Genomic DNA, 23,995 nt, shown 5'->3' on the forward strand with positions numbered 1-23,995 from the left:
TGTTGACGACTAAAAAAGGGTGCCATCTGGCACCCTTTTTTATGCTTATTAATCTCTTCGGCTAGTCAGAGAAGGACGCTTTGACTTCGAGTACCTTTGGTAATTCAGCAACAAACAGTTTTACCAAGCGAGGGTCAAAATGCTCGCCCGCCTCTTTTTCTAACAGTGCAATGGCGTCCTCCACTGACCAGCCCTTTTTATAAGGGCGCTCTGAGGTCAGGGCATCGAAGACATCAGCAATGGCGACAATGCGCCCTTCCAGGGGGATATCTTCACCAGCAAGACCGTTGGGATAACCTTTGCCATTCCATTTTTCGTGGTGGGTTAGTGCCACCAGTTTTGCCAGTTTCAGTAGTTCCGATTCGTCGTCGCCAAGGATCTCGCCACCGATAACGGCGTGGCTTTGCATAACCTCCCACTCCTCTGCATCCAGTTTGCCTGGTTTCTGTAGAACGCGATCGGGAATACCGATTTTGCCAATGTCGTGCATGGGGGCGGCGGCCTTAAGTAGATCGGCATCGGCTTCATTCATGCCGACGGCGACCGCTAGTATCCGTGAATAATGGCTCATCCGAACAACGTGCATCCCCGTTTCATTATCTTTATATTCAGCGGCACGGCCGAGGCGCTCAATCACTTTTTGCCGGGTTTCAGCGATGGTTGCGGTCTGTTCCTTTACCTTTCTATCGAGTTCTCGGTTTTGGTTAAAGAGCGCCAGTTGGGTCTTTACCCGAGCTTTAACAATTGGTGGGCTAATGGGCTTGGTAATGTAGTCCACAGCTCCCAGCTCCAAGCCGCGTAGCTCATCTTCCGGACTGATTTTGGCGGTAACAAAGATCACCGGTATATGTTTGGTTACGGGGTCTTCTTTTAGTCGGCGACACACCTCGTAGCCATCAATGCCAGGCATCATGATGTCTAGTAGGATCAGTTCAGGAGGGGGTGACAAATGAGCGATCTTCAGCGCAATCTCGCCATTTTTAGCTGCTTTGACGTTGTAATCATCTCTTAGCAACCCTGCCAGAACGTCAATGTTCTCTGGCGTGTCATCGACCACCAGGATCGTTGCTTTATCGTTCGTCACGTCCTTCACCTCACTCTCTTAGTCGCCGTCAGTTACGGCGAAATGATCACTTGTTTCATCTGCTCTACGACTGCCTGAGCGGTTTCAAATTCATATTCATCGATAGCATTGCTGAGCTTGTTGATCAGCGGTTGTAGCGTGTTGCCTTGTAATACCGCTTTGTTTTCAGCGAGATAATCACCGGCATCGGCATCATAATTACTCACCAACTCAGCCAATTGGTTGAGGATTTCCTCTGCGAGCTTCTTGTCGATAGGAGCGGCCTCTGCCGATCCGGTCGTTTGTTCAGCACTATCACTATTTAATGCACTAAGTGCCGCTATCAGCGGTTCAAGCTGAGATTCAACCTCTTGGGCTAACTCTTCGGCTACATCACCTGCCAGTGCTGCAGTTTCCAGCAATGTCGCTTGCTCGGCGAGTTGTGAGGCGCCAATGCTGCCGGCCAAACCTTTTAGCGTGTGCGCTTCCCTTACTGCAGCTTCTTGATTATTTTGCTGCCAAGCATCGCGGTAGCGAGTTGGCATCGCCGCCTGACTCGTGGCGAACCTTGAGAGTAATCTGAGATAGAGCGAATGGTTTCCCTGAGTATGGGCTAACCCCTCTTGGATGTTCACACCAGCGATCTCCGGTATGGGCATAGCTTCTGCGTCAGCACCAGCTGTCTCAGTAGTTTCCGGTTGCCGTTGGATCGGTGTCGCCGGTGTGATCCAGCGTGCCATTGTGGTGAACATCTCTTGTACATCAATCGGTTTTGGAATGTGGTCGTTCATACCCGCTTTGATTGCTTTCTCACGGTCTCCCGCCATGGCGTTGGCGGTTAAGGCGAGAATAGGTAAGCTCTTCCATTCCGGATTCTGGCGGATCAGAGTGGTGGTGGTGTAGCCGTCCATCACCGGCATCTGGCAATCCATCAGGATCCCATCAAAGCTGGTCTCATTGAGCAGTTCTAATGCATGTTCACCGTGATTTGCCAGGGATACCTTGATCTGTTGTTGTGTCAGTAGCTCCTCAATCAGCTCCTGGTTGACTTCGTTGTCTTCGACGACCAAAACGTTCGCGCCTCGCAATCTGTCTATCGCGTCAAGCGAGAGCCCTTGCCGCTGCTGGTGGCGGCTAATGTCGGCGACCTGGTGCCCCATTGCCAGCATGAGCGCATCAAGCAGTGATGAGGGGGTCAGGGGTTTGGTGAGTAGGCCGTGAAACTCTATACCATGGGCGGCGGCAGATAACTCTTCGCGGCCATAAGCGGTGATCATAATAATTTTTGGCTGCGGCTCGATGAGTGTGGAATTTTGTATTCTTCTCACTGTTTCTACACCATCGATGGCAGGCATGCGCCAGTCCATCAAGACCAATTGATAACTCTGTTGCTGGAGGGCTTCAATGGCCAGCTGACCACTGTTTACAGCATCTACTTGGCAACCAAAGCGGGATAGCTGGCTGCAAAGGATCTCTCTGGCTGAAGCATTGTCGTCAACCACCAGGATATTGAGCTTGGCCACGGCATCTTCGCCAGCTCGTGTGGGGGCGAGCTCCACCTGTTGTCTTTGAAATGTCAGGGTAAAGCTAAATGTACTGCCAACGTCTGGTTGGCTTTGTAAGCTGATCTCGCCGCCCATCAACTCTGTTAATTTGCGGCAGATGGCCAGCCCCAGTCCTGTGCCACCGTACTTCCGATTGGTGGAGCTGTCGGCCTGGGTAAAGGGTTGAAACAGCTTGGCTTGCTGTGCGTCCGTCATCCCTATGCCAGTGTCTCTGATAGCGAAAGAGAGAGTGGCTGAGTCATCGCTGAGCTTACTGCTATTTACTGAGATCACTATCTCGCCAGACTCGGTGAACTTCACTGCGTTGTTACCCAGGTTTGTTAGGATCTGCCCTAAACGCAGGGGGTCACCTATCAGTGCTGTGGGCAGGTCAGGCTCAATATCGAACAGCAATTCCAGCTCTTTTTCTTCAGCTTTAAGCCCAACAAGATTGGCTAAACCATCTAGCACGTCTTCGAGACGAAATGGGATCAATTCAATATCCAGCTTGCCAGCTTCGATTTTCGAGAAGTCTAAGATGTCATTGATGATGCCCAACAGCGCTTCTGAAGAGCGATGCACTTTTTCAATATAGTTTCTTTGTTTATGACTGAGCTCTGTTTGCAGGGCCAAATGCGACATGCCGATGATCGCGTTCATTGGGGTGCGGATTTCGTGGCTCATATTGGCGAGAAAGTCACTTTTCGCCTGATTAGCCTCTTCTGCCCGTTGTCGTTCTGAGTCTGCTATCTCTTTTGCCTTGGAGGTCTCCGCTTGTAGCTCTTTTTGCTTTTGAATATTCAGAAATACACCGCTGAATCGTACTGGGTAGCCTCGACTATCTTTGCGTGAGACCTGACCAACGTTTAAAAACCAGCGGTATTGACCATCTTTTTGCTTTAGTCTGATCTCGCTCTGATAAGGGGCGCTGGGATCTCTTTTTAGTTCAGCTAAATGTTCATCGTTAATGCTTCTGTCATCAGGGTGGATCACCTGCTGCAGGCCTTGATGTCCCCCTTTGATACTTGACCATTTCTCGTTGGAAACCAGGAGCTCTTTGGCTGAATAGCCCAGCATATGAGCGAAATGTTGATTGACCATGACGATATTTTGGGTGGGATAGTAATCCCAGACCCCAAGACCGGCCCCTGATGAAGCGGCATCAAGTCGGTCTTCGCTCTCTTTCAGTTTGTCCTCTGCTTGTTTGCGCTTAGTGATGTCTCTGACAATACCGGTGAAGCTGAGCTGGTCATTTCGAGTTGATTTGCCAACCATCAGGCTCATCGGAAACTCTTCATCAGCTTTAGTTTTACCTGTCACTTCACGTTCATTGTTAACGACGCTAGAGGGTTTGCCAGGATAGTAATTGGCTAAAATATTATCGTGCTGAATTGCGATGTCTGCGGGCATCAGCATGGAAACATTTTGTCCTTCCACCTCTGAGGCGGCATAGCCAAACATACGTTCGGCGGCAGGGCTGAATGTTTCGACTATCCCTTGTTGGTTAATAACGATGATACCGTCAGGAACGGTTTCCAGAATATTGCGTATTCGCGCATCGCTCTCTTGCTGCTTTAGTTGCAGCTGTTGTTGCTCGGTAATGTCGAACATGGTGCCATCGAACAGGGTTGCTATACCCTGTTCGTCAAAATTGAATGACGCACTGATGCTGACAATCCTCATGTCATTGGCATCACCACCTCGGTGCAGTCTTATTGTTACATCGGTCGGCTTGCGCTCTTTTTGGGATATGAATAACGCTTGCGGAATGATGTGTTGATCTTCCGTGATTATGAGTTCCGACAGCTTCCGCTTTGGTTGACTGCCAAGGTAGTCTTCTGCTGGAAAACCGATGATCTCTTGCCAGCGTGGACTGATATAGACGGCGTTGGCATGTGCCAGATTATTGTTGTGTATTTCATAGCGGAAGATGGCGCCTTGCAGGTTCTCTGTCAGGGTTCGGAACTGGTATTCGCTGGCTGAAAGTTGCTGTAAGACTTGTTCTCGGGCTGAGAGATCTAACGCAGAGAGGTTCAATTCGTTGCTGTTTTCGGTCGGTTTTACCGACAGCGAGACAGTCACCTTGGTGTTGTCGTGCCGCAGTAGTATGACATCTTTATCTTTTATCTCGTCGCCTGCAGCGAGGTGATCAAAGGCGGTATCCGTTGCCTCGACTTGTGTTGGGGGTAACAAGTTGTTCCAAGTCAGACGCTCAAATTCATGACGGTCATAACCGAGCAGTTCGGCAAAGGCCGCGTTGTGCTTAATAAAACCACCATCGCTGTTGAGGCTGGCATAGGCGACAGGGGAGTATTCATACAACGTCCACAGCATATTTTCGCGGTCTTTGAGATCGGAGGTTCGTTCAGCTACGTTGTGTTCGAGTTGGGCATTGGCTTGCTGCAGCTTTAGGGTGACCTCGCGACCTATCCAAAAGATGAGTAATGCCATCATCAGACATAGCAATAGAATACAGACAATGATGACGGAGATAATGTTTCTCAGCTCTAGATAGCCTTCTAATACCTCATTACGATCGATCTCAGTGACGACTCCGAAGCCCAATTCGTCGACCCAGCGCCATGCGCCCAGCACCTGGATCCCGCGATAATCCATATAGCCTTCGCTATGGCTACCGGTACTCTGCGCAGCGATCTGCGCTGCGCTGAAGGATAGCGGAAGAGAGTCTCGTTCTGATGGTTGTAGGGGAGCATCGTGGAGATCTCGGCCAGGATTGTTTAGGGTAACGTTGAGCACCGAACTGGTATCTTCTGCCAACAGCCCCATGGCCTGGAGTGAGGGTTCAAATCGGCTAGGGGAAAGCATACGTCCATCATCACTGACAAAGTAGGATTCCCCCGAACTGCCGAATTGGCCGCTGACCGTGAGAGAACGAAACTCACCGATAGGGTCGATACGCAAGGTCAACACTGCGATGACTTCGCCACTATCATCTCTTATCGGTGAGGCAATAAACATGGTCGCAACATTATGGCTTAGCTCCCCGCTCTTCGTAGGCAAGGCCACGTCAGTCTGCATCGGGGGAATAAGCACAGTCTCGCCGTTGAAAGCGCGGGCAAGTAAATAGCTGTGATAATGGTCGATGATATTAATCTGGCCCAGATTATCGTCCCGCATCGAGCCGATGTTTATTCGGTTTGGACTGATAATGAAGAAGCCCATATCACCATAACTATCGCGAACACGCTGGAACATATCCCGTAGGGTCTGCAGCGGTGCACTTTGTTTTAGTGCTATCGCGTTAGGCGGTACTTTCAGTAAATCAGCTGTCAGATGTTTAAAGCGAGGAAAGCCGGTCACGGATGTCGCCCGGAATTTCCAACCATCCAACCAGCTGACCAGGGCAGCTTCCATGGTGTCAGTCACGGCCGCCAGTGTATCCACCGCCTGATTTTGCATCCGTTTTTTAGATGTCGCTAAGCCGGCTTGGGTGATCAGCAGAATCAGGGCGAGTAGTAACAAAATGGCAGTACTGGCGAGCAGTTTGGAGCGTTGGCCACTGCGATGTGTAGTCACAGCGCGTACCGTTGAACGATATAGCAGTGCAGCATTAACCAGCAGTGCTAGCAACAGCAAGATACCGAGGCCGAAGATCACCTCAACTGGCATGAGAGATAGCTCCCGACATGGTCATTATCGTGAAGCAGCCTGTGGCAGCGCGATCATGATGCTGGTGTTGTCATTGATCTCATCGCTGGAGCTTTCCACTCGGCCACTTTGCGCCTCGGTGAGTAGTCTGGCGGTGTAATTACCGATAGCATGTTGATGTTTGGCATTTTTTTGCCACAGCGTTGCTTGTTGCTGAGCAGTCAAAACACCGGAGAAATTGATGATCACCTCGAGTTGCTGCCGTGCCCTGAGTGTCAAAGATACCTGAGTTTTATCTGGTGCCGATTCACAGGCAAAGCGGATCAAATTATAAAAAATTGAGTAACACCAAAGCGGATCGGCATTGGCTTTTAATGACAAGTCCTCTTCATCATGGTTGAGAAACAGCATGAGACGTTTTGAGGCGTAGCTGTTTTTTGCCTGCTCAAACAGCTTCTCCAACAAGGGTAAGAGTTGAAAGGGTTTGGGTTTTAGTGTGAATTGACCCGATTCAACTTTGTAAAGTTCGGATGAGAGATTCACCATATTCAAGATATGCAGTGCCATCTCATCGATCTGCATCGCTTTCTCTTTGATGTCAGGGCCAATGCCTCGCTGGGTACCGATCTGTTCGGCGAGTTTGATGATGTCATCTAATGGCGACGTGAGATCGTTCTTCAGGATCCGTTCCACTTCATCTTGTAACTCACGATTTTCGAGCATGGTGTCATAGTCATCCTGCAACTGCTTATGATGCATGACGTAACTCATTAAGTTACGTACCCGTAGCTTTAAAAGCTGTGGCTCAATCGGTTTTTTAACGTAATCAACAGCGCCTAGGTCGAACCCTTTCAGTTGATGCTCTATGTCGTGGAGGGCGGTGATTAAAATGACAGGAATATTTTCTGACTGCGGATGTTGCCGCATGGCGCGCAAAACGTCATAGCCACTTATTTTCGGCATCATAATATCGAGCAGTACGAGGTCGGGGGGCGTATCTGATTGGGTGATTTCGATCGCTTTGGCGCCATCTTTGACCAATAAAAGACGATAGGTGTCTTTTAGTAATCCGGAGATCAACATTAAATTATCTGGGGTGTCATCGACCACTAAAATGGTTGGTTGGGCGTTACTTTGTTTGACGTCTGCTGAGCTACCGGCGGCTTTCTGTTCTGAGGCTGAGCGTCGTATTTTAGCGGCTTTTGGCTTATCGGTGAGCGCTTTGATTACACGGTTTCTTAAGTCTCCAGTGGTAAAGGGTTTTACCAGTAGGTCGGTCACTCCCATCTGAATCGCTTGCTGTACATGCTCGCGTTCCGCATCGGCAGTGATCAAAATAAAGGGAATATTCGCGGTTGAAGGGTTTTCCTTTACCTGCTCTAGTAGCTCAAAGCCACTCATTTGCGGCATGTTCCAGTCGCTAAGAATGATGTTTACTCGGCGTTTGGTTAGTTGTAATAGAGCATCAGCGCCGTTTTTGGCGTGGATCACCTCTTTTACCCCTAGTTTGCGTAATTGTTCGCTGGTGATTTTGCGCATCGCTTCCATATTATCGACCACCATGGCGATAATGGTTTGATTATCGAGATGCATTGGCATCAGCATGAATACTCTCCCGCGAAACGTGGTTCAACCTGATTATTCAATATCAAAGAAGATTATTGATTAGTGTAGGGAAAGTATTGTTGATCAAGGCATTTTTTCAAGCTTGATCGAGGGAGATGTGAGCTGAGTTTGCAGATTAAGTGGTGATAAATAACGGGGAATGAAGGATACGCGCGTTAGCGCATATCCACGACCAAGCCTTCAATAAATACCACGCGTTGCGGGCGGTAATCCTGAAATACCCATTCTACAACTTCTGAGCCTTCACCATTGACGTGGCTGTACTCACGGAAGTCGAGACCGCGACTCACTTTCCGCACCTGCGCCATCGTCATGCAACGACGAACTGTCCAAGCACGGATACCGTCTTTGATTGCGGAGCGGGTTTGATAGTCCATTTGGCATTGATGGCCTTTGGTGGTGTGGACTACTTGCCCGTCAGACTCTGCAGGCTCATCTAGCCCACCCCAAATTTCTGCCTTGGGTTTGCTACCTGGTGATGCCAGTACATTGACTTCACTGCCTGGTGCGTCGGCACAGGGCGTGTCTTGAAATGAACCATCTTGGCACTGATATATCTTTGCTTGTGCCAGTGGCGAGAAAGCGAGGCAAAGCATTACTAACAACCGAAGCATGTCGACTTCCTGAATCTGATGAATCAATACAAACTGGTAATTACACGTATGATGCACGTGGTTCGGCTAAAAATACCATAATTCAGCTCAAATTTGAGCCAGTTTGTGAAGAAGTTGTAACAAAATGCGGCAATCATCACGGCATTTAAGTGAGCTCTTTATTAGTGATGTTGCGTTTGGCGTGCAAACCCAGCACTAATCATTGGCTTAAGAAGTGCTCGCTCAAGTAGTGGGCGACGGCTTCATCGACATGACTGCCTATCACCGGGAGGCCTGGTAGCCTGCGTTTTAATTCGTCTGAGCCGTTGGCCATAATGGCGCCATGACCTGCAACTTCAAGGAGTTGTTGATCGTTGAGGCCATCGCCAAAGGCAACGACTTGATCGCTTGTCAGGCCTTTGGCATCCATTACCACTTTCAGTGCTTCTCCTTTGGAAACGCCCCCAGCCATGACTTCCAGGCAGATAGGTAAACTGAACGCAATACTGAGGGCGTCACCATGGGTGGCTTTTAGACGGCTTTCCAGTGCGAGCAGCTCTTCGTGTTCACCTAACCAAAATAGCTTGGCGACATTCGATGTTGGCAGCTTTTCGTGAGCCACAATCTGATATTTAAAGCCGGAATCCTTATGAAATTCTAATATTTCCGGGTGTGGGCGCGTCACCCACCAGTTGTCATCTTGATAGATATTGATCTTAATATTGTCTGAAAATTGCTCTTGTAGCAGAGATTCAACCAGTGGTGCGGGAATGTCATGGCGAAAGATGCACTGTCCCTCACGATTGTGGACGCGAGAGCCGTTGCTGGTGATGAGAAAAATCTCCATGTTGAGCTTTTGCCGGATCATTTCGACATCCGCCCAGTGACGACCGGAGGCAAGGATCAATTTCATCCCTTTTTCCTGAGTCAATGCATTCAATACGCGTTGGGTGTAGTCGCCAACGGTGTGATGGTCGTTTAGTAAGGTACCGTCAAGATCTGAAACGATCGCTTTTATCATCATGGTACTCCGCAACAACATGGATTAGTTAAGTTTAGTGTTGAAGCCCCGCTTTGGCGCTATTTTGGGCAAAAAATGAGAGTATGGCTTGCATCGTTGGCTGACGAAATTGGTCCGCTTCGATCAGTAGCTCGTGCTTAGCCCCATCGATACAGTGGTGTCGACACTCTTGCGCTGCGGCGGTAAAGGCGACGATACCTCGCCGGTCGACTATCTCATCATCACCTGCTTCCAGAATAAGGATGGGCAGGCGTATTTTGTGTGCATGCTGCAGCACGGCAGCGCAGGCCTGCACGGCTTCTTCGACCCATTGTGGCGTTGGGCTGCCTAGCTGTAATTCAGGACGAGATTGGTAAAGGGCGCGAAATAGTTGGTAGCGGGCGCTACTGTGACTGAGCAGATTGTTGTTAAAGGGCTTGTCTTTGTAATTGGAGCCAAACAGAAAATAACCGGGTTCACCGCCAAATAGGTGGCAGCATAATCGGCTGCAGAAAGCCCAGCTGTTTACTAATTGCTTGGCCAAGAACTCAGGTATTTTGCCACTGTGGATCTGAAACATCGGCGAACAAAATGCAACACTACAGATATGAGGCGCATGGGCAATCAGGTAGTGAGCGGCGACACAGCAGCCCATTGAGTGGCACAGTAAGTGAGTCTGCTGGTACTGTCGTGGCCATAACTCATGTTGGCAGAGCTGGTGGAGATCGTCACTGTAATAGTGAAATGCTTCGACGTAACCTTTGTGTGGGTTTTGCGTCATCCGCTGCGAAGCACCTTGGCCACGGTGGTCATAGGTAAAAACGGCATAGCCAGCGGTGACCAGTTCAGCGATGGTTTCCCAATATTTGTAATGGCTTTCTATTCGCCCGTTGACCACCAGTACGACCTCGGTGGCGCCTTCGGGGTGGTAACAGGCCCAATCTAATGCAATCTCATTGATCCCAGCGAAGCGCCCGCGACAGACAATCTGCTCCAATTCCGCTTGGATCGACTCCGCTTGCGCTGCGTTCAGTTGAGATTCAGATAGCATTAGCCATTCCGGTTATTCTGTTGCTGCAGGCTTATTAGCTGAGGGTAGCAGACCCTCTTGCTGGAAGCGCTGGCTGAGGCGCAATTGCAATTTACCGCTAAGTTGCTGTGCCCAAGCCTGACCAATCAATGTGCTCTCTTGCGTTAACTGCGGCATGATGCGGATCGATTTTTGCCCTGTTGGCGACTCGTAAAAAGCGAGCAATACGTTTAGCTCTTCGAGCGTGAAATGGCGATGGTATACAGGCATGAGTGAGCGTTGTAGCTCGCCTTTGGCGACCTCTTCGTCGACGACTTGATTAACTTCATCAGCAATGACATCAATGGCGCGAGCGGGAATATCTGGGTAGGCCAGCTGCATGGCGGCTGCACTTTGCTTGATAAACATATCGGCGAACATCTTACCCATCTGATCTGAGCCAGTGATCTCCATCAGCTTCATGATTGCCGCTCGTTTCTCTGCCGGTATGGTTGAGTCGGTGTCAGTTTCAGCTTGAATTGAGGCTGAAAAAACGAAAAAAAGCGTGCAAAAAATAACGAGATAGCGGGACATATGGCCTCTGATTAGGTAATGGATCAGGCAATTGACAGGGCAGAGTAACCGCGAACCTTTGTCGCGGTCAATTGCTACCTAGTATGAAGGATATTGATTGAATTTATACCGCAATGGTTTGGCTTGCGGGGCGATCCGATTTGGCGTTCTGCTGGGCAAGCATACGACAACATTGTATGAATGCTTCGCCATTGTCCTGGCGCCAAAGATGCTGAAACTCTTCGGGTTGTCTGGCAATAAAATGCGGCCACTGTTCCAGCGAGATGGCATTTAGACCACGTTTTTCATGCACAATGAATAGCTCACTGGGTTTGGTCTTACGTTGCATCTCTTCACTGCATACGTCGATAAGCTTTTCCAGTAACAGCAGTCGCCATGGGGTGTCATCAGTCGCTGGTTGACGCTTCAGTTGATAAAGGCAAAGCTGCTGCACCTCTTTCACCAGCAGTAAACAGAATTGATCGCGATTGTGGCTATTGCCAACCGCTTGCCGCAGTTGACGGCGGGAAAGATGAAGATCCCGTTTTAATACTTCTGAGCGGGTATAGAGGTACAGTGATAGAACAACGAACAGACCAAAACTCACGACGATCCAGAGCATTGTGATTTCCAAGTAATAGTTATTATTTCCACGGTACACTTTTGCCACCACACTCCTTATCATGCAAGGAATAAATATGAGGAATGTCGATGAGAAACTTATTTGATACGCCGGTCGATCGCTTACAGACGGCCAGTCAGAAGTGGGATCGTTACCAGGGACAAGATATTTTACCTATGTGGGTGGCTGATACCGATTTTCGTGCTCCCCAAGCGGTGATGGATGCATTGCATCAACGGATCTCCCATGGCGTCTTTGGTTACACCTTAGCGCCAGAGTCGCTGAATCAGACCATTATCGAGCGAATGGCTAGATTGTATGATTGGCAGATCGAAGCTGACTGGATTGTTTATCTGCCCGGGCTGGTTTGTGGCTTGAATGTGGCGACCCGCTCTCTTGCCAGTGAAGGGGCTGGGGTGATCACGCCAGTGCCTGTGTATCCTCCGTTTATGTCGTCGGTGCTGTTATCCAAGCGCAAGCTACTTAAAACCCCCATGCTATTGATTGATGGTCGCTGGCAGTTAGATCTGGATGAACTGCGCCGTCAAGCAGCCGATGCTGAGCTGTTGTTGCTGTGTAATCCACATAATCCGGGGGGAACCGTTTATACCCGTGACGAGCTGGAGGCTATTAGAGCAGTGGCCGAAGAGTTCCAGTTGACCGTCTGTTCCGACGACATTCACTGTGACTTGCTGCTAGATGAAGACGCAAAGCATGTGCCATTCGCCAGCCTCAATGATGATGCAGCGCAGCGCACCGTGACGCTAATGGCTCCTTCAAAGACCTTTAATATTGCCGGTTTAGCCTGTTCATTTGCGATCATTCCTAACCCAGAGCTGCGGCAAAAATTTATCCGTGCCAAAAGAGGTATTGTGCCGGATATTAATCTGTTGGGTTATACCGCTGCAGAAGCGGCATACCGTGACGGTGATGAATGGTTGTCTGCGCAGTTAGATTATCTGCGTGGTAATCGAGATCGTTTACAGCAGGCGATCGCCGGGATGCCCGGGTTGTCTTTGGCGCATATCGAAGCGACTTATTTGGCTTGGATTGATGCCAGCGAACTGCAGTTGGATTGTCCTCATCAGTTCTTTGAAAAAGCGGGTGTGGGTTTATCCCCTGGACGCGATTTTGGCGCACCTTCTTTTATTCGTTTGAACTTTGGTTGCACCCACGCCACCCTTGAACAAGCGATAAAGCGGATGCAGGTCGCATTAGCGGAACGTTAACGACATAAGCCACAGAGTAGCCGGCCATTCTCTACTACTATTGATTCAGTAGGTTAGCAATCGATAGGTAGTGAGTGGTTGGTTTATGAGGCGACGTTCTTGGGGCGCATTTTTCGGCTATTTTTTTGCGACGTTCATTGTTCTTGAAGCGCTCGTGGTGGCTGTCGGTTTTCAAAGCTACAACAAAGTGATAGCGCTGAAAACGGATACCTTGATTGGTAATGCGGCGAACAAATTGGCGGTGGCGGAGTTGGTCCTCAACAATAAGATTGAGTTGATCAACGAAACCTTGGAGCTGTTGTCGCATCACAGTTTGGTCAGGGATTATTTGATCCGTGATACTGCCGGGCGCCGACATGCTGTTGAAGCACACTGGGTTGCCATATTAGAAGCGGGACTCGCTTATCAAAAACTCGCTCTAATCGATTTGACAGGCCAGGAGTTGGTCGGCAGTTATCGGCTCGAAGATGGCTCTATTACACGCTTACCTAGTGAGGAAAAATTTAATTGGGCTAACTCTTTAGAGTTTTCTTATGTGCAACAGCTAGGCTCTGATGAGAAATACTACCCCCCGCCTGAGTTCCGTGAAGATGAGAAAAACGAACCAGTCGTGCCATTAGACGCGACCATTCGGGTGTTTACACCGATAGAGTTTGCCAGCAAAAAAGCCGGTTACTTAATGCTGACGTTGAAGGCCGATCGCCTCGTTGCTCGTCTAAGATCGTTGCCGCAGATGGTGGTGGGTGAGCCCATGATGGTGAGTCAGGACGGGTACTACACCTTCCACCACGATATGACAAAAATTTATGGCAACCGCTATCCATCACGCAGTCACCACAAGTTTCAAAATGATTACCCGGAAGCCTGGGCAACGGTGAAATCTCAAGGCGTGGGCACCCATAGCGGTGTATTTACCGGTAATCATGCGACTTTTGTGTACAACCGTGTCGATCCGGAACGAAAATTTAGAAAGCCTTTTTATTTGGTGCTCCGCATTTCTGATAATGCCGTCCAGTTGGCCGCCATGGAACCAATCAAAAGTATGTTGGTGACCTTATCGATAAGTGCTGGCTTAGTATTTTTGCTCGCGATTATTGCTGGCGGTATTGGTGGCGGCCGGGCTAAAGCCCAGCATCAGCGGCGTTTGTCTCAAGCGATGGTGGAATCGATGTCTGCGGTGATCGTGACCGATGAGCAAGGACACGTGCAGGATGTAAATCCCAGTTTTGAGCGAATTACTGGTTATAAAGAAACAGAAATTATTGGCCAGCTGCCAGATATGCTGAAGTCCGCTGAGCATAAACCCACTTTTTATGCGTTGATGGTAAAGCGTTTATTGAAAGAGGGCTTTTGGCGGGGTGAAGTATGGTGTCAGTTAGCGGATGCGCGCAGCCACCCTATGTTGGTGGAGATCCATGCGATAAAAGATAAACGTGGTCGGGTGACTAATTATGTCGGATCTTGCTTGGACCTCAGTGAGCAAAAGCTTTTAGAAGTGGAATTACGAGAGAAATCGTTGCGAGATCCGCTGACTCATTGTTGGAATCGACGCTATCTTACCGAGTTGCTGAAAAGTGAGCTGGCTCGTCAACGCCGTTATGGCCATCCTCTTGCGGTGGCCACGTTTGATATCGACAAATTTAAATCGATTAATGACAACTTTGGCCATGATGTCGGTGATCAGGTGCTGGTACGCTGTTGTGATCAGGTGCGGCGCCAGCTGCGTAGAAGCGACAGTCTGTCGCGAGTCGGTGGTGAAGAGTTTGTGATTGTGCTGCCAATGACCCACCGGGATGGCGCTGAGATACTGATTGAGCGTATTCGTCTTAAGTTGGCAGCGTTACTGGATGAACCGCGCTTTACGGTTAGTTTTGGACTGACCGTGGCGCTGCCTACCGATGATATGGGTGATCTGCTAAAACGAGCGGATCAAGCACTCTATGAAGCCAAAGCCGCAGGGCGCAACCGCAGTTTCTTTGCCAAGATCAATCACACGGCTGAAGTGCATGTTAGTGCTGAGCTACTACAACCAGAGGCGGGCGTGCCGAAAAAGGCACAGTGAGTATTGTCTGATGTGTCTGCTTCTTCCGGCTTTTACGCCCTAAGCTATTTACACTGTTAGTATCGAAAAATGAACTGCGACAAGTTGTCGCAGTTCGTCGATTGTTGATTGCCCGCCGCTATTACCTGCATCGAAAATAGCTACAACTCCCTTACATTTCAAAAACTTCATAATAACAATGATGAACAAAGCCGTGTTGTTGCCACCCCTGCTTGCGACTGGCCTGTGCCTTTTGTCTCCGCCCTCCTACGGGGAAACCGACGAAATTGAACATATTGAAGTGCACGGCCAGCGGCATGTCGGTCAGTGGATGGGCGAAATACAAGCGCCAACCCCAACCCCGGATGTCGCCGACTGGCTAAAAGCGATACCTGGCGCTGACGTCAATAAGAATGGTCCGGTGTCGGGGATCGCTCAATATCGCGGGCTGTATGGTGATCGTGTCAGCGTCTCTGTCGCGGGGCGTCCGGTGGTGGGAGCAGGCCCTAATGCGATGGATGCGCCATTAAGCTATGCGCCCGCTATTAATACTGAGCAGTTGCAGGTGTTCCGCGGTGTTGCGCCAGTCAGCGCCGGTATGGACACCTTAGGGGGCGCGGTTAGCTCGCAAGCGTATCAAGCAGATTTTACCATGGGTCAAGATCTGGCGATTAATGGTGAAACCCGCGCTGGCTATCAAGACAATGGCCGAGCCTCTGATCTGGCTGGGCGTTTGCATCTGAGTTCGCAAGATCATGGGGCGGTGTTGTTCGTTGAAGATCTGTATGGCCGAGATGACCAAGAGGATGGCGATGGCCGTGATATCCAACCCACTGAATACCACAAGCGCTCTGGTGGCGTCGATTATCGCTATCGCCTCGCTGCCGGCTACATGGGCGGGGAATATCAATATCTAGACACCAAGGACGCCGGTACACCCGCCTTACCGATGGATATTGATTACATTCGCACCCACCGTATGGCGTTGAAAGGTGGCTATCAAACTGTGCTCGGCGAGGTAACGGCACTGGTGGGTTATACCGATGCGGATCATGTGATGGATAACTATCGCTTGCGACAAAATAGCTCACCACAAAGATACCGTAAGACCAAAGCGACCAGTGACAGTGTTGATTGGCGATTAACGTTAGCGCACGAATTAAACACCGAACAGAAGCAGACACAAACACTGCTTTTCGGATTGGATGGCGTGATCTCCAATCATGATGCCACCATCACCAACCCTAATAATGCCATGTTCTTGGTGGAAAATTTTAATGATGTGGAAGATCGCCGGTTTGGTGCTTTCGTTGAGTGGCAAGGCAGTCGCCAAGGGTGGGATTGGCTTGGGGGGGCGCGGGTTAAATATGTCGAAGCCGATGCCGGAGATATCTACCATTCAGCGGCGATGATGAACCCCAATATTGGCGGCTTGATGCAGGATTTTAATCAGGCGGATAAAAGCGTTGACGATACGTTGGCCGATATCGCCTTTGTTACTGGTTACCAACTGGCTCCGCGCTGGCGTGGGGTGGTCGGGCTGGGGATCAAGCAGCGTGCCGCCGCTTATCAAGAGCGCTATTTGTGGTTACCGATGCAGTCCACTGGGGGCTTGGCCGATGGAAAAACCTATGTCGGTGATATTAATCTTGACCCCGAAACCGCCTGGCAGATCGATCTGGGGCTTGATTACTTGTCTGACGATTGGTTTATCTCACCACGCGTTTTCTACCAGCGTATTGATGATTATATTCAGGGAACACCGGTGACCGATGATGCGGTTCTCAATGTGGCTGCCATGATGGGTGCCGAGGAGCCGCTGCAGTTTAGTAATTTGGATGCCGAGCTTTATGGCGCTGATCTCAGTTGGTATGGGCTGTTGAGTACCGCATGGACAATAGGTGGCCAAGCTACCTATATCCGCGGCAAGCGTCGGGATATTGATGACAACCTTTACCGCATAGCGCCGCCGAATATGGGCGTTTACCTGCAATATGAGATCTCGCAGTGGCAGATGGCGCTGCAGTGGCATGGCTATGCTGCGCAGGATGATGTCTCTGCTACCAATAATGAAAAAACCACCGCCGGTTACGCCATTGTCGGCTTTGAGCTTAATTACCAATGGCAGAGCGGAGTTGAAGTGAGGGCCGGGGTAGAAAATCTATTGGATCACGCCTATCAGGATCATCTGGCGGGATACAACCGGGTCAACGGCAGCGAACTGGCGTTGGCAGAACGATTACCCGGTACGGGTCGCACCGTTTGGCTTCAGGGACACTACCTGTTTTAGCTCTGCGGCAACTTTTGCCACTCTCACGCTTAGCTATTCGGTTGCTTGATAGTTAAGCCTTTAGGCCGCCCCGTTATTCTGATGCGGGGCGTTTTTTTAGTTTCCGCTGCAGCGTTCTGCGATGCATATTGAGCTGCTTGGCGGTATGAGACACGTTGCCGAGGTTGGCTTTTAACACCTGCTGTATATGTTCCCATTCAAGCCGTTCCGGTGACATCGGTGCCTCACTCATGGTGGGGGCGGGTCTGCAGCCAGTTAAGGCCGCTGTCATAGTGGCTGTGTCGGCGGGCTTGGTCAGATAGTCATCGGCACCTGCTTTCATCGCTGCAACGGCAGTCGCAATACTGGCGTATCCGGTAAGCAATACGATGCGACTGTCAGGTAACAGCTGCCTGAGTGGTGCGATAAGGTTCAGCCCGCTGTCATCTGCTAGCTTCATATCTAACAGAATGCATTCTGGCTGATGCTCCCGAGCGGCAAGTAGCGCATCACTGGTATGGTGTGTGGCGGCACAATCGAACCCTTGGCTACTTAGCCTGTTGGCAACGATGCGGCTGAAATCGAGATCATCATCAATGATCAGCAGGCGTGTCACTCTCTACCTCCTGATCTTCTGCCATCGGCAGGTAAACAGTGGCGATGGCACCGCACTGCGGGTGGTTCGCCATCGTCAAATGTCCACCGAGACGTTCAAATGTGGCATGACTGAGCAGCAGAGAGACCCCTAAGCCCTGCTTGCTTGGCACCGGTTCCAATCCCAATTGAGTGAGTTGTGAGTTCTCTATGCCGGGACCGAAGTCGCGGATCTCTATCCGTACGCCTTGTGCTTCGCGTTGAAAATTAATGATCACTTCGGCGGTTGTTTCGCAGTGGTACTGATTGGCCTGAAACGCATTGGCGATAAGGTTCATTAGTGCGGGAACCAGCGCGGGATCATCGATGACAGTTAGCGCCGGAACCTGGGTGGGCAAAGTTAACTGCGCGGCGGGCAGCGACAACAGGGTTTGCTCTTTTAGCTGATTCATCAGTTGTATCAGCGAACAGGGTTGCTGTTGCTGGATCTGGCTCTGCTGTGCGGTTTTTCGGAACTGCGATAACTGTTGACTGCATTGCGAGAGAGGGCGCTGCAAGTCAGCCACTAACTCCTCGTCTGGATAGCGTTCTTGTAGCGATTCAGCGACTAACTGCATGGTATTGAGTGGGGTGGCAAATTGATGAACTACCTGAGTTGAAGCGATCCCCAGCGTCAGTAGTTGTTCGTGACGCAGCTGTTCTTCCCGTAATAGGGCGATGGTTTTTTCTTTGTGCTGTAGGCGTTTTGCCAGTCCGGCCACCAACAGCGTGATCATCAGTACTGAGGCGAGGAAGGTGACCCACATGCCAATGAAGTGGCTTTGCATCTGCTGGTGGCCGTGATGACTGGTGGGGAGCTGCCAGAGCAAGAGGGTGTAAGCGCCCAAAGCGGCGATGGTTAGCCAGGCCAGAAGCCAGCGGGGTAGGCAGATTGCGGCGAGTGCAACGGGCAGTAGCAACAGTGAAACAAAGGCGTTGCTGGCTCCGCCACTGAACCAAAGCCAACAAGTTAGCAAGGCGGTGTCCAGCAGCAGTTGAATAAACAGGTGGAGGGTATTTAATCCATGGCCATGACGCACCGCCCACGCAGTGAAGATTAATCCTAAAGTGCCTGAGGCGATCAATAGGGTGGCGATGGGTTGTTGACTACCTGAACCGAGCCATTCTGCAGGCAGCAGCATCAACAGGCTGAGAAGAATGAGTAAACTGGCACGCAGTAGCAGCAGGTATCTGAACTGGCTCTTCATCACAGCAGTTCCATCAAAGCCGAGTGTTAGAAAGGTGTCTCTTTAACTGAGGGGTGGGGTTGCTAGCCCCTCAGTTAGGCGATAAAAACGAGCTGTCGGCAGTGGCCTAAAGCGTTTTTAAAATCGCTTCCGGCAAGGCTAACTCGTCATTTAGGTTGACCTTGATACCACGGGTAATGATGTCACTCGCGATCTGCTTGGCTTCATCCAAGGAGTGCATAGAATAGGTGCCGCACTGGTACTCATTGAGCTCAGGAATGTCGTTTTGTGATGCCACAGCGATGACATCTTGCATCGCCGCCAGCCAGGCATCAGCCACTTGCTGTTCGCTTGGCACACCAATTAGGCTCATGTAAAAGCCTGTACGGCAACCCATCGGGCTGATATCGATAATTTCGACGTCGGCGGAGTTCAGGTGATCGCGCATAAAGCCGGCAAATAGATGTTCCAGAGTATGAATGCCGCGCTCACTGAGGAGCTCTTCATTGGGGATGCAGAAGCGCAGATCAAAAACGGTGATAGGGTCTTTATGCGGCGTGCTCATTTTCTTGGCAATACGAACCGCGGGTGCGTGCATTTTTGTGTGATCTACGGTGAAACTGTCTAGTAATGGCATGGCCATCTCTCCCATAAAACCTAAGTGTACTAGCACTTAAGTGGAACAATTTTTGTGTCAGGCCGACATCATAGCAGTTTGACGAGTATCGTCATTCTTTTGCGCGACTGGCTGTGACCACAGAGATTGGATCTTGGTGGATAATCACATCACAGTTGCCGAGGGCTTTTTTCAGCTTGGCTTCAATATCGTCGGCGATCTGATGGGCATCTACCAGGGGCAGCTCATCGGCTAATTCCACATGCATCTGCACAAAACGGGTGCCACCCGCTTGGCGGGTACGCAGGTCATGGATGCCGTGGACGCCAGGGTGGGCTTCAGCCAAACTTTGGATCTGCTGCTTTTCCTGTTCCGGTAACTCTCGGTCTAAGAGGTGTTGGATAGCATCTTCGGCGATCCCTTTCGCGCTCCACGCCATATACAGACCAATGGCTATCGCCAACACAGCATCTGCCATGCCTAGCCCCCAGGCCGATAAGCCGAGGGCGAGTAATACCGCCAGATTCATTAACAGATCACTACGGTAGTGCAGGGAGTCAGCCTTAATTGCTAAACTGCCGGTCTTGCTGATGACGTAGCGCTGATACAGCAATAGTGCCGCAGTGGCGATGGTTGACAGCACCATGACGAATACTGCCATGCCGACCTGGTTAATCGGCGAAGGGTGGGCCAGCCGATCGATACCATGCAGGATCAATAGCAGGGAAGAGCCAGCGATAAACATGGCTTGTGCCACGGCAGCAAGGCTTTCCATCTTACCGTGACCAAAGCGATGCTGGTCATCCGCAGGCTGAGTGGCATAGCGCAACGCCATTAGATTGAGCAGAGAAGCCGCGACATCCATCAGTGAGTCGGTCAAACTGGCCAATAAGCTGGCTGAGCCAGAACCTAGCCAGGCGATCAGCTTGCCTACGATCAATAGGGTGGCGGTTAGTGTGGCAGCGAGTGCTGCGCGACGTACGAGTCGCGCATAGTGTTCAGGATCATTTTGCATGACCCTAGTATATCGTTATCTCTGTGACAGATACTTTAACCGTAAACAAATTTACGATTTGCCCTTGCCACGTTTTTCAGCCCGCTTTTCATCTCTTTGCTGTTCAATCAGTTGCAGGAATTGAGCCTGTTGTTCTGGTGTCAGCAATTGATAGATCTGATGTTGCATCTGGAGGCGTTGCACCATGCGATCTTCCATCCGCTGGCTATGTTGTTCGATCAGCGAACGTGCTTTGCTTTCATCAAAACTATCGGCAGTGATCAAGGCTTCCATGTCGGCTTTCATCTGCTGGCGCTGACCTGACTTTTGCCCTTTACGCTGCTCTTTTTGTGCCTGGAATAGCGCTTTGATCTGGGTTTGTTGTTCACTGCTCAGGTCGAGTTGGGAGATCACTTCTCGCATCCCGTTCTTACCGGCACCTGGGCCAGGTTTTGCCATGGCAATGGGGGCGACTAAGGCGGTTGCTAGCGAAAGTACAAGTAGATTGCGTTTTAACATGGGAGGCTCCTTTGAGCGTTGCTTAACTACGGCATAGTGTATGAACTGGAATGCAAACTGGGGTTTGGTTAAGTAAAGATTTGCAAAGGCCTCTGCGGTTGTTGTGTATCTTTCGTATCATGTCGTTAGGTCTTTTGCAGTTTGCTGCTAGCTTAGCAGTTGTGTCACGCCTGCTTAGTTTGCTGAAAAGTGGAGGTAAGTTTGAAGATATTGATCATCGATGATGACCGCGCACTTTGCGAACTGTTAGCGGAGCTGTTGGCATTGGATGGCTATGAGTTAACCATGGTTCACGATGGTAAACTGGGCTTGGCCAAGGCCAGAACGACGCAGTTTGATCTGATTTTGCTGGATGTCATGTTACCTGGGCTCAATGGTATGGCGGTGCTGAAGGAGCTGCGTCAGCATCAAGATACGCCGGTGTTGATGTTAACGGCTCGTGGTGAAGAAACCGACCGTGTATTGGGGTTGGAGTTTGGTGCTGATGATTATCTGCCAAAGCCGTTCAGTGATCGTGAACTGTTGGCTCGGATGCGCGCCATATTGCGACGCACCAATGTATCCAAAAGCGATGAACCGACAAGCGATCGACTGAGTGTCGGTGAGTTAAGCCTCTATCCAGGTCGGCAAGAAGCAAAATGGCAGGATGAGCGACTGGACCTGACATCAACCGAATTTGCCCTGTTGCTGCAATTGGTCAAAGCAAAGGGCGAGATTTTGTCGAAGGACTATCTCAACCAAGCGGTGTTAGGGCGTGCTTTGCATCCGTTTGATCGTAGCTTGGATGTGCATGTCAGTAACCTGCGCAAGAAGTTGCCACAACGGTCGGATGAAAGTGACTGGATCCGTACTGTCAGGGGTAAAGGCTATCTGTGGATGGAACAGTATTGATACGTTTTAAAGCCAATCTCTACCTAAAGCTGTTTCTCTGGTTTTGGCTGACACTGATCAGCATGTTGTTGATTGTGCTGCTGTTGCCGCGTTTTCTCTATGAACCTTTCTTTCTGCTTCCGCAAGGAAAGGCTGAGCATATGCATCGGTTTGTTGAACAGATAGAGCGCAAAGCACGACGCCATGAGCGTCTGCCTCCGGGGGAGGGAAAGCGTTGGTTTCTTATCGACCCTGAGGGAGAGATGCCAAGCCGGCCAATGCCGGATGTGGTGATCTCTTTACTGATGACCAGTGCTGCAGATGGTCGGCCTCGCGGTGTCATAGACGATGACTGGTTTTATGCCGGCCCGTGGACGGCTGAGATTCGTGGCAAAGCGTGGCAGGTAGTAACGCGGCGACCAATGAAAGACACGCCATTGCCGTTTCTTCCCACTATTTTGGCGCATCCCTGGTCACTGTTTGGTAGTGTTCTGGTCTTGAGCGGATTGCTGTGTGGCTTGCTTGCTTGGCGGCTGGGAAGGCCACTGCACCAATTACGCAGAGTATCTCAGCGCCTAGCCAGCGGTGATCTGGAGGCGAGACCAGAGCAGGACTTGTTACGGCGTGGGGATGAAGTGGGGCAGCTGAGCCGGCAACTGAGTGACATGGCTGATGCGGTGAGTACAGAGATTGAAGCGCAGCACCAGTTGCTGCGGGATGTCAGTCATGAATTACGCTCCCCTTTAACGCGTTTGCAGTTGGCGATCGGTTTGATGCGACGCAGTGAAGGGGAGTCCTCTCTGTTGTCACGTATCGAGAGCGAATCACTGAAACTGGAGGAGATGATCGCCGAGCTGTTACAGTTGGCGAGAATGCAGCGCCGTAGCGCAAGCTTGGAACCGGTGGATCTGTTTGCCCTGCTATCGTCGGTGGTGGATGATGCCACGATTGAAGCCAATCACCGTCATCTGACGTTGACGCTGCATGGGGAGCCCCAGGTGCACTATCGGGCTGAGCCGTTACTTTTGACGCGGGCGATCGATAACCTGCTGCGCAACGCCATTCGCTACGCCACTCAGCGCATCGAGACATCACTACGCCTGACCGCTGAATATTGCGAGATACGGGTTGAAGATGATGGCCCCGGAGTGCCAGATAATCAGCTACAACAGATCTTTCGGCCATTCTATCGCTTGGATGATGCCAGAACGCCAGAGTTAAATGGGGGCATTGGCCTCGGCATGGCGATTGTGGCTGCCGCAGTGGAAGCGCATGCTGGCGAAGTGATGGCGCAGCGCAGTGAACTCGGTGGGTTATGTGTGACGATAAGGCTCCCTCTGCTGAGTGAATACTTGGGGGACATCGCTTGTCATGGGTGAGCTCGGCGTCAGGATCTGGTAGAGTGGCCAGCGGTTTCACGACGACGGACTCCCATGCTAAACATCGCACTTTTTGAGCCGGAAATTCCCCCGAATACCGGCAATATTATTCGCCTGTGTGCCAATACTGGTTGCCATCTGCACCTGATCGAACCACTAGGGTTTGATTGGGATGACAAACGGTTACGTCGAGCCGGGCTGGATTACCATGAATTTGCGGCAGTAAAACGGCATAAAAACCTAGCCGCTTTGCGTACGGCATTACCTGAATCCCGTGTGTTTGCATGCACCACAAAAGGTAGTCAGCCGTTTCATCAGGCGAATTATCAGGCGGGTGATATTCTGCTGTTTGGTCCGGAAACGCGGGGTCTGCCAGATGATGTGCTTAATACAATAGAAAGTGACAGTCGTATACGGATCCCGATGCGCCAAGATAGCCGTTCGTTGAACCTGTCGAATGCGGTCGCCATTATTACCTATGAAGGTTTGCGCCAGCTCAATTACCCTTCACTCACATAGGCTGATTACGGTTGAAGTGTGAGCTAAGCAACAGTGTAAAAAATCCTGATACTGTATATTTTTTTGCCTATTTATATCGCCCAAGGTATCAGGCCAAGGA

Annotated in this window: 19 protein-coding genes; 6 read left to right on the top strand and 13 right to left on the bottom strand. The window is 50.5% G+C overall.

The annotated features are described in order from the left end of the window. Positions 1–61: 61 nt before the first annotated feature. The 8 genes from EZV61_RS07375 to EZV61_RS07410 all read right to left on the bottom strand — a co-directional run bounded on the left by EZV61_RS07375 (position 62) and on the right by EZV61_RS07410 (position 11,639). Positions 62–1,093, bottom strand: a complete 1,032-nt coding sequence (locus EZV61_RS07375) for a response regulator (protein ID WP_114337538.1) — start codon at positions 1,091–1,093, stop codon at positions 62–64. Between the two features lie 23 nt (positions 1,094–1,116). Continuing rightward, on the bottom strand, positions 1,117–6,237 hold the full coding sequence (locus EZV61_RS07380) for a PAS domain S-box protein (RefSeq protein ID WP_131414833.1): 5,121 nt from the start codon (positions 6,235–6,237) through the stop codon (positions 1,117–1,119). A 24-nt stretch (positions 6,238–6,261) separates the two neighbouring features. Further along, positions 6,262–7,821 carry a response regulator gene (locus EZV61_RS07385; RefSeq protein ID WP_131414834.1) on the bottom strand — a complete coding sequence of 520 codons (1,560 nt, stop codon included), beginning with the start codon at positions 7,819–7,821 and terminating at the stop codon, positions 6,262–6,264. A 176-nt stretch (positions 7,822–7,997) separates the two neighbouring features. Beyond that, a complete protein-coding gene (locus tag EZV61_RS07390; protein WP_114337541.1) occupies positions 7,998–8,456 on the bottom strand; it encodes a DUF4124 domain-containing protein in 459 nt (152 codons plus the stop codon). A 199-nt stretch (positions 8,457–8,655) separates the two neighbouring features. Further along, positions 8,656–9,459, bottom strand: a complete 804-nt coding sequence (locus EZV61_RS07395; RefSeq protein WP_158537985.1) for a Cof-type HAD-IIB family hydrolase — start codon at positions 9,457–9,459, stop codon at positions 8,656–8,658. 31 nt (positions 9,460–9,490) lie between these two features. Then, positions 9,491–10,486: an alpha/beta fold hydrolase gene (locus tag EZV61_RS07400; RefSeq protein ID WP_131414835.1), complete on the bottom strand. Its 996-nt coding sequence runs from the start codon at positions 10,484–10,486 to the stop codon at positions 9,491–9,493. A 12-nt stretch (positions 10,487–10,498) separates the two neighbouring features. Next, positions 10,499–10,927: a DUF2059 domain-containing protein gene (locus EZV61_RS07405; protein ID WP_158537986.1), complete on the bottom strand. Its 429-nt coding sequence runs from the start codon at positions 10,925–10,927 to the stop codon at positions 10,499–10,501. Positions 10,928–11,141: 214 nt separating this feature from the next. After that, positions 11,142–11,639, bottom strand: coding sequence for a hypothetical protein (locus EZV61_RS07410; protein WP_131414837.1), 498 nt, complete (start codon positions 11,637–11,639; stop codon positions 11,142–11,144). An 89-nt stretch (positions 11,640–11,728) separates the two neighbouring features. Between EZV61_RS07410 and EZV61_RS07415 the strand changes: the two genes are divergently transcribed. From EZV61_RS07415 to EZV61_RS07425, 3 genes are all read left to right on the top strand, one after another. Beyond that, the gene (locus EZV61_RS07415) at positions 11,729–12,868 is read left to right on the top strand and encodes a MalY/PatB family protein (protein WP_205695342.1); all 1,140 of its coding nucleotides are present in this window, start codon (positions 11,729–11,731) and stop codon (positions 12,866–12,868) included. A gap of 85 nt (positions 12,869–12,953) precedes the next feature. After that, positions 12,954–14,930, top strand: a complete 1,977-nt coding sequence (locus tag EZV61_RS07420; RefSeq protein ID WP_131414838.1) for a sensor domain-containing diguanylate cyclase — start codon at positions 12,954–12,956, stop codon at positions 14,928–14,930. Between the two features lie 178 nt (positions 14,931–15,108). Next, complete coding sequence (locus tag EZV61_RS07425; RefSeq protein WP_131414839.1) at positions 15,109–17,199, top strand: TonB-dependent receptor; 2,091 nt, start codon at positions 15,109–15,111, stop codon at positions 17,197–17,199. 73 nt (positions 17,200–17,272) lie between these two features. On the opposite strand, the gene EZV61_RS07430 is transcribed toward EZV61_RS07425, so the two are convergent. The 5 genes from EZV61_RS07430 to EZV61_RS07450 form a co-directional block, all read right to left on the bottom strand. Beyond that, positions 17,273–17,794, bottom strand: a complete 522-nt coding sequence (locus EZV61_RS07430) for a response regulator transcription factor (protein ID WP_130566842.1) — start codon at positions 17,792–17,794, stop codon at positions 17,273–17,275. Next, the gene (locus tag EZV61_RS07435) at positions 17,772–19,019 is read right to left on the bottom strand and encodes a sensor histidine kinase (RefSeq protein ID WP_131414840.1); all 1,248 of its coding nucleotides are present in this window, start codon (positions 19,017–19,019) and stop codon (positions 17,772–17,774) included. The genes EZV61_RS07430 and EZV61_RS07435 overlap by 23 nt, the downstream gene beginning before the upstream one ends. Positions 19,020–19,125: 106 nt before the next feature. Next, entirely contained in the window at positions 19,126–19,635 is a 510-nt protein-coding gene (gene luxS / locus EZV61_RS07440; protein ID WP_130566844.1) for an S-ribosylhomocysteine lyase, read from the bottom strand. A gap of 91 nt (positions 19,636–19,726) precedes the next feature. Further along, the gene (locus EZV61_RS07445) at positions 19,727–20,629 is read right to left on the bottom strand and encodes a cation diffusion facilitator family transporter (RefSeq protein WP_114337552.1); all 903 of its coding nucleotides are present in this window, start codon (positions 20,627–20,629) and stop codon (positions 19,727–19,729) included. 51 nt (positions 20,630–20,680) lie between these two features. Next, positions 20,681–21,127 (bottom strand): Spy/CpxP family protein refolding chaperone, encoded by a 447-nt coding sequence (locus EZV61_RS07450; protein ID WP_130566846.1) that lies wholly within the window; start codon positions 21,125–21,127, stop codon positions 20,681–20,683. A 201-nt stretch (positions 21,128–21,328) separates the two neighbouring features. On the opposite strand from EZV61_RS07450, the gene EZV61_RS07455 reads away from it, so the two are divergent. The 3 genes from EZV61_RS07455 to trmL are packed head-to-tail and all read left to right on the top strand — an operon-like array spanning position 21,329 to position 23,895. Further along, entirely contained in the window at positions 21,329–22,018 is a 690-nt protein-coding gene (locus tag EZV61_RS07455) for a response regulator (RefSeq protein WP_240695166.1), read from the top strand. Continuing rightward, positions 22,015–23,376 carry an ATP-binding protein gene (locus tag EZV61_RS07460; RefSeq protein WP_131414841.1) on the top strand — a complete coding sequence of 454 codons (1,362 nt, stop codon included), beginning with the start codon at positions 22,015–22,017 and terminating at the stop codon, positions 23,374–23,376. Before EZV61_RS07455 ends, EZV61_RS07460 begins: the two co-directional genes overlap by 4 nt. Positions 23,377–23,430: 54 nt before the next feature. Further along, positions 23,431–23,895, top strand: a complete 465-nt coding sequence (gene trmL, locus EZV61_RS07465; protein WP_114337555.1) for a tRNA (uridine(34)/cytosine(34)/5-carboxymethylaminomethyluridine(34)-2'-O)-methyltransferase TrmL — start codon at positions 23,431–23,433, stop codon at positions 23,893–23,895. Positions 23,896–23,995: the final 100 nt, after the last annotated feature.

Origin of the sequence: Corallincola luteus (genome assembly GCF_004336975.1) — a bacterium.
In the GTDB taxonomy this organism is placed as follows: Bacteria; Pseudomonadota; Gammaproteobacteria; order Enterobacterales; family Neiellaceae; genus Corallincola; species Corallincola holothuriorum.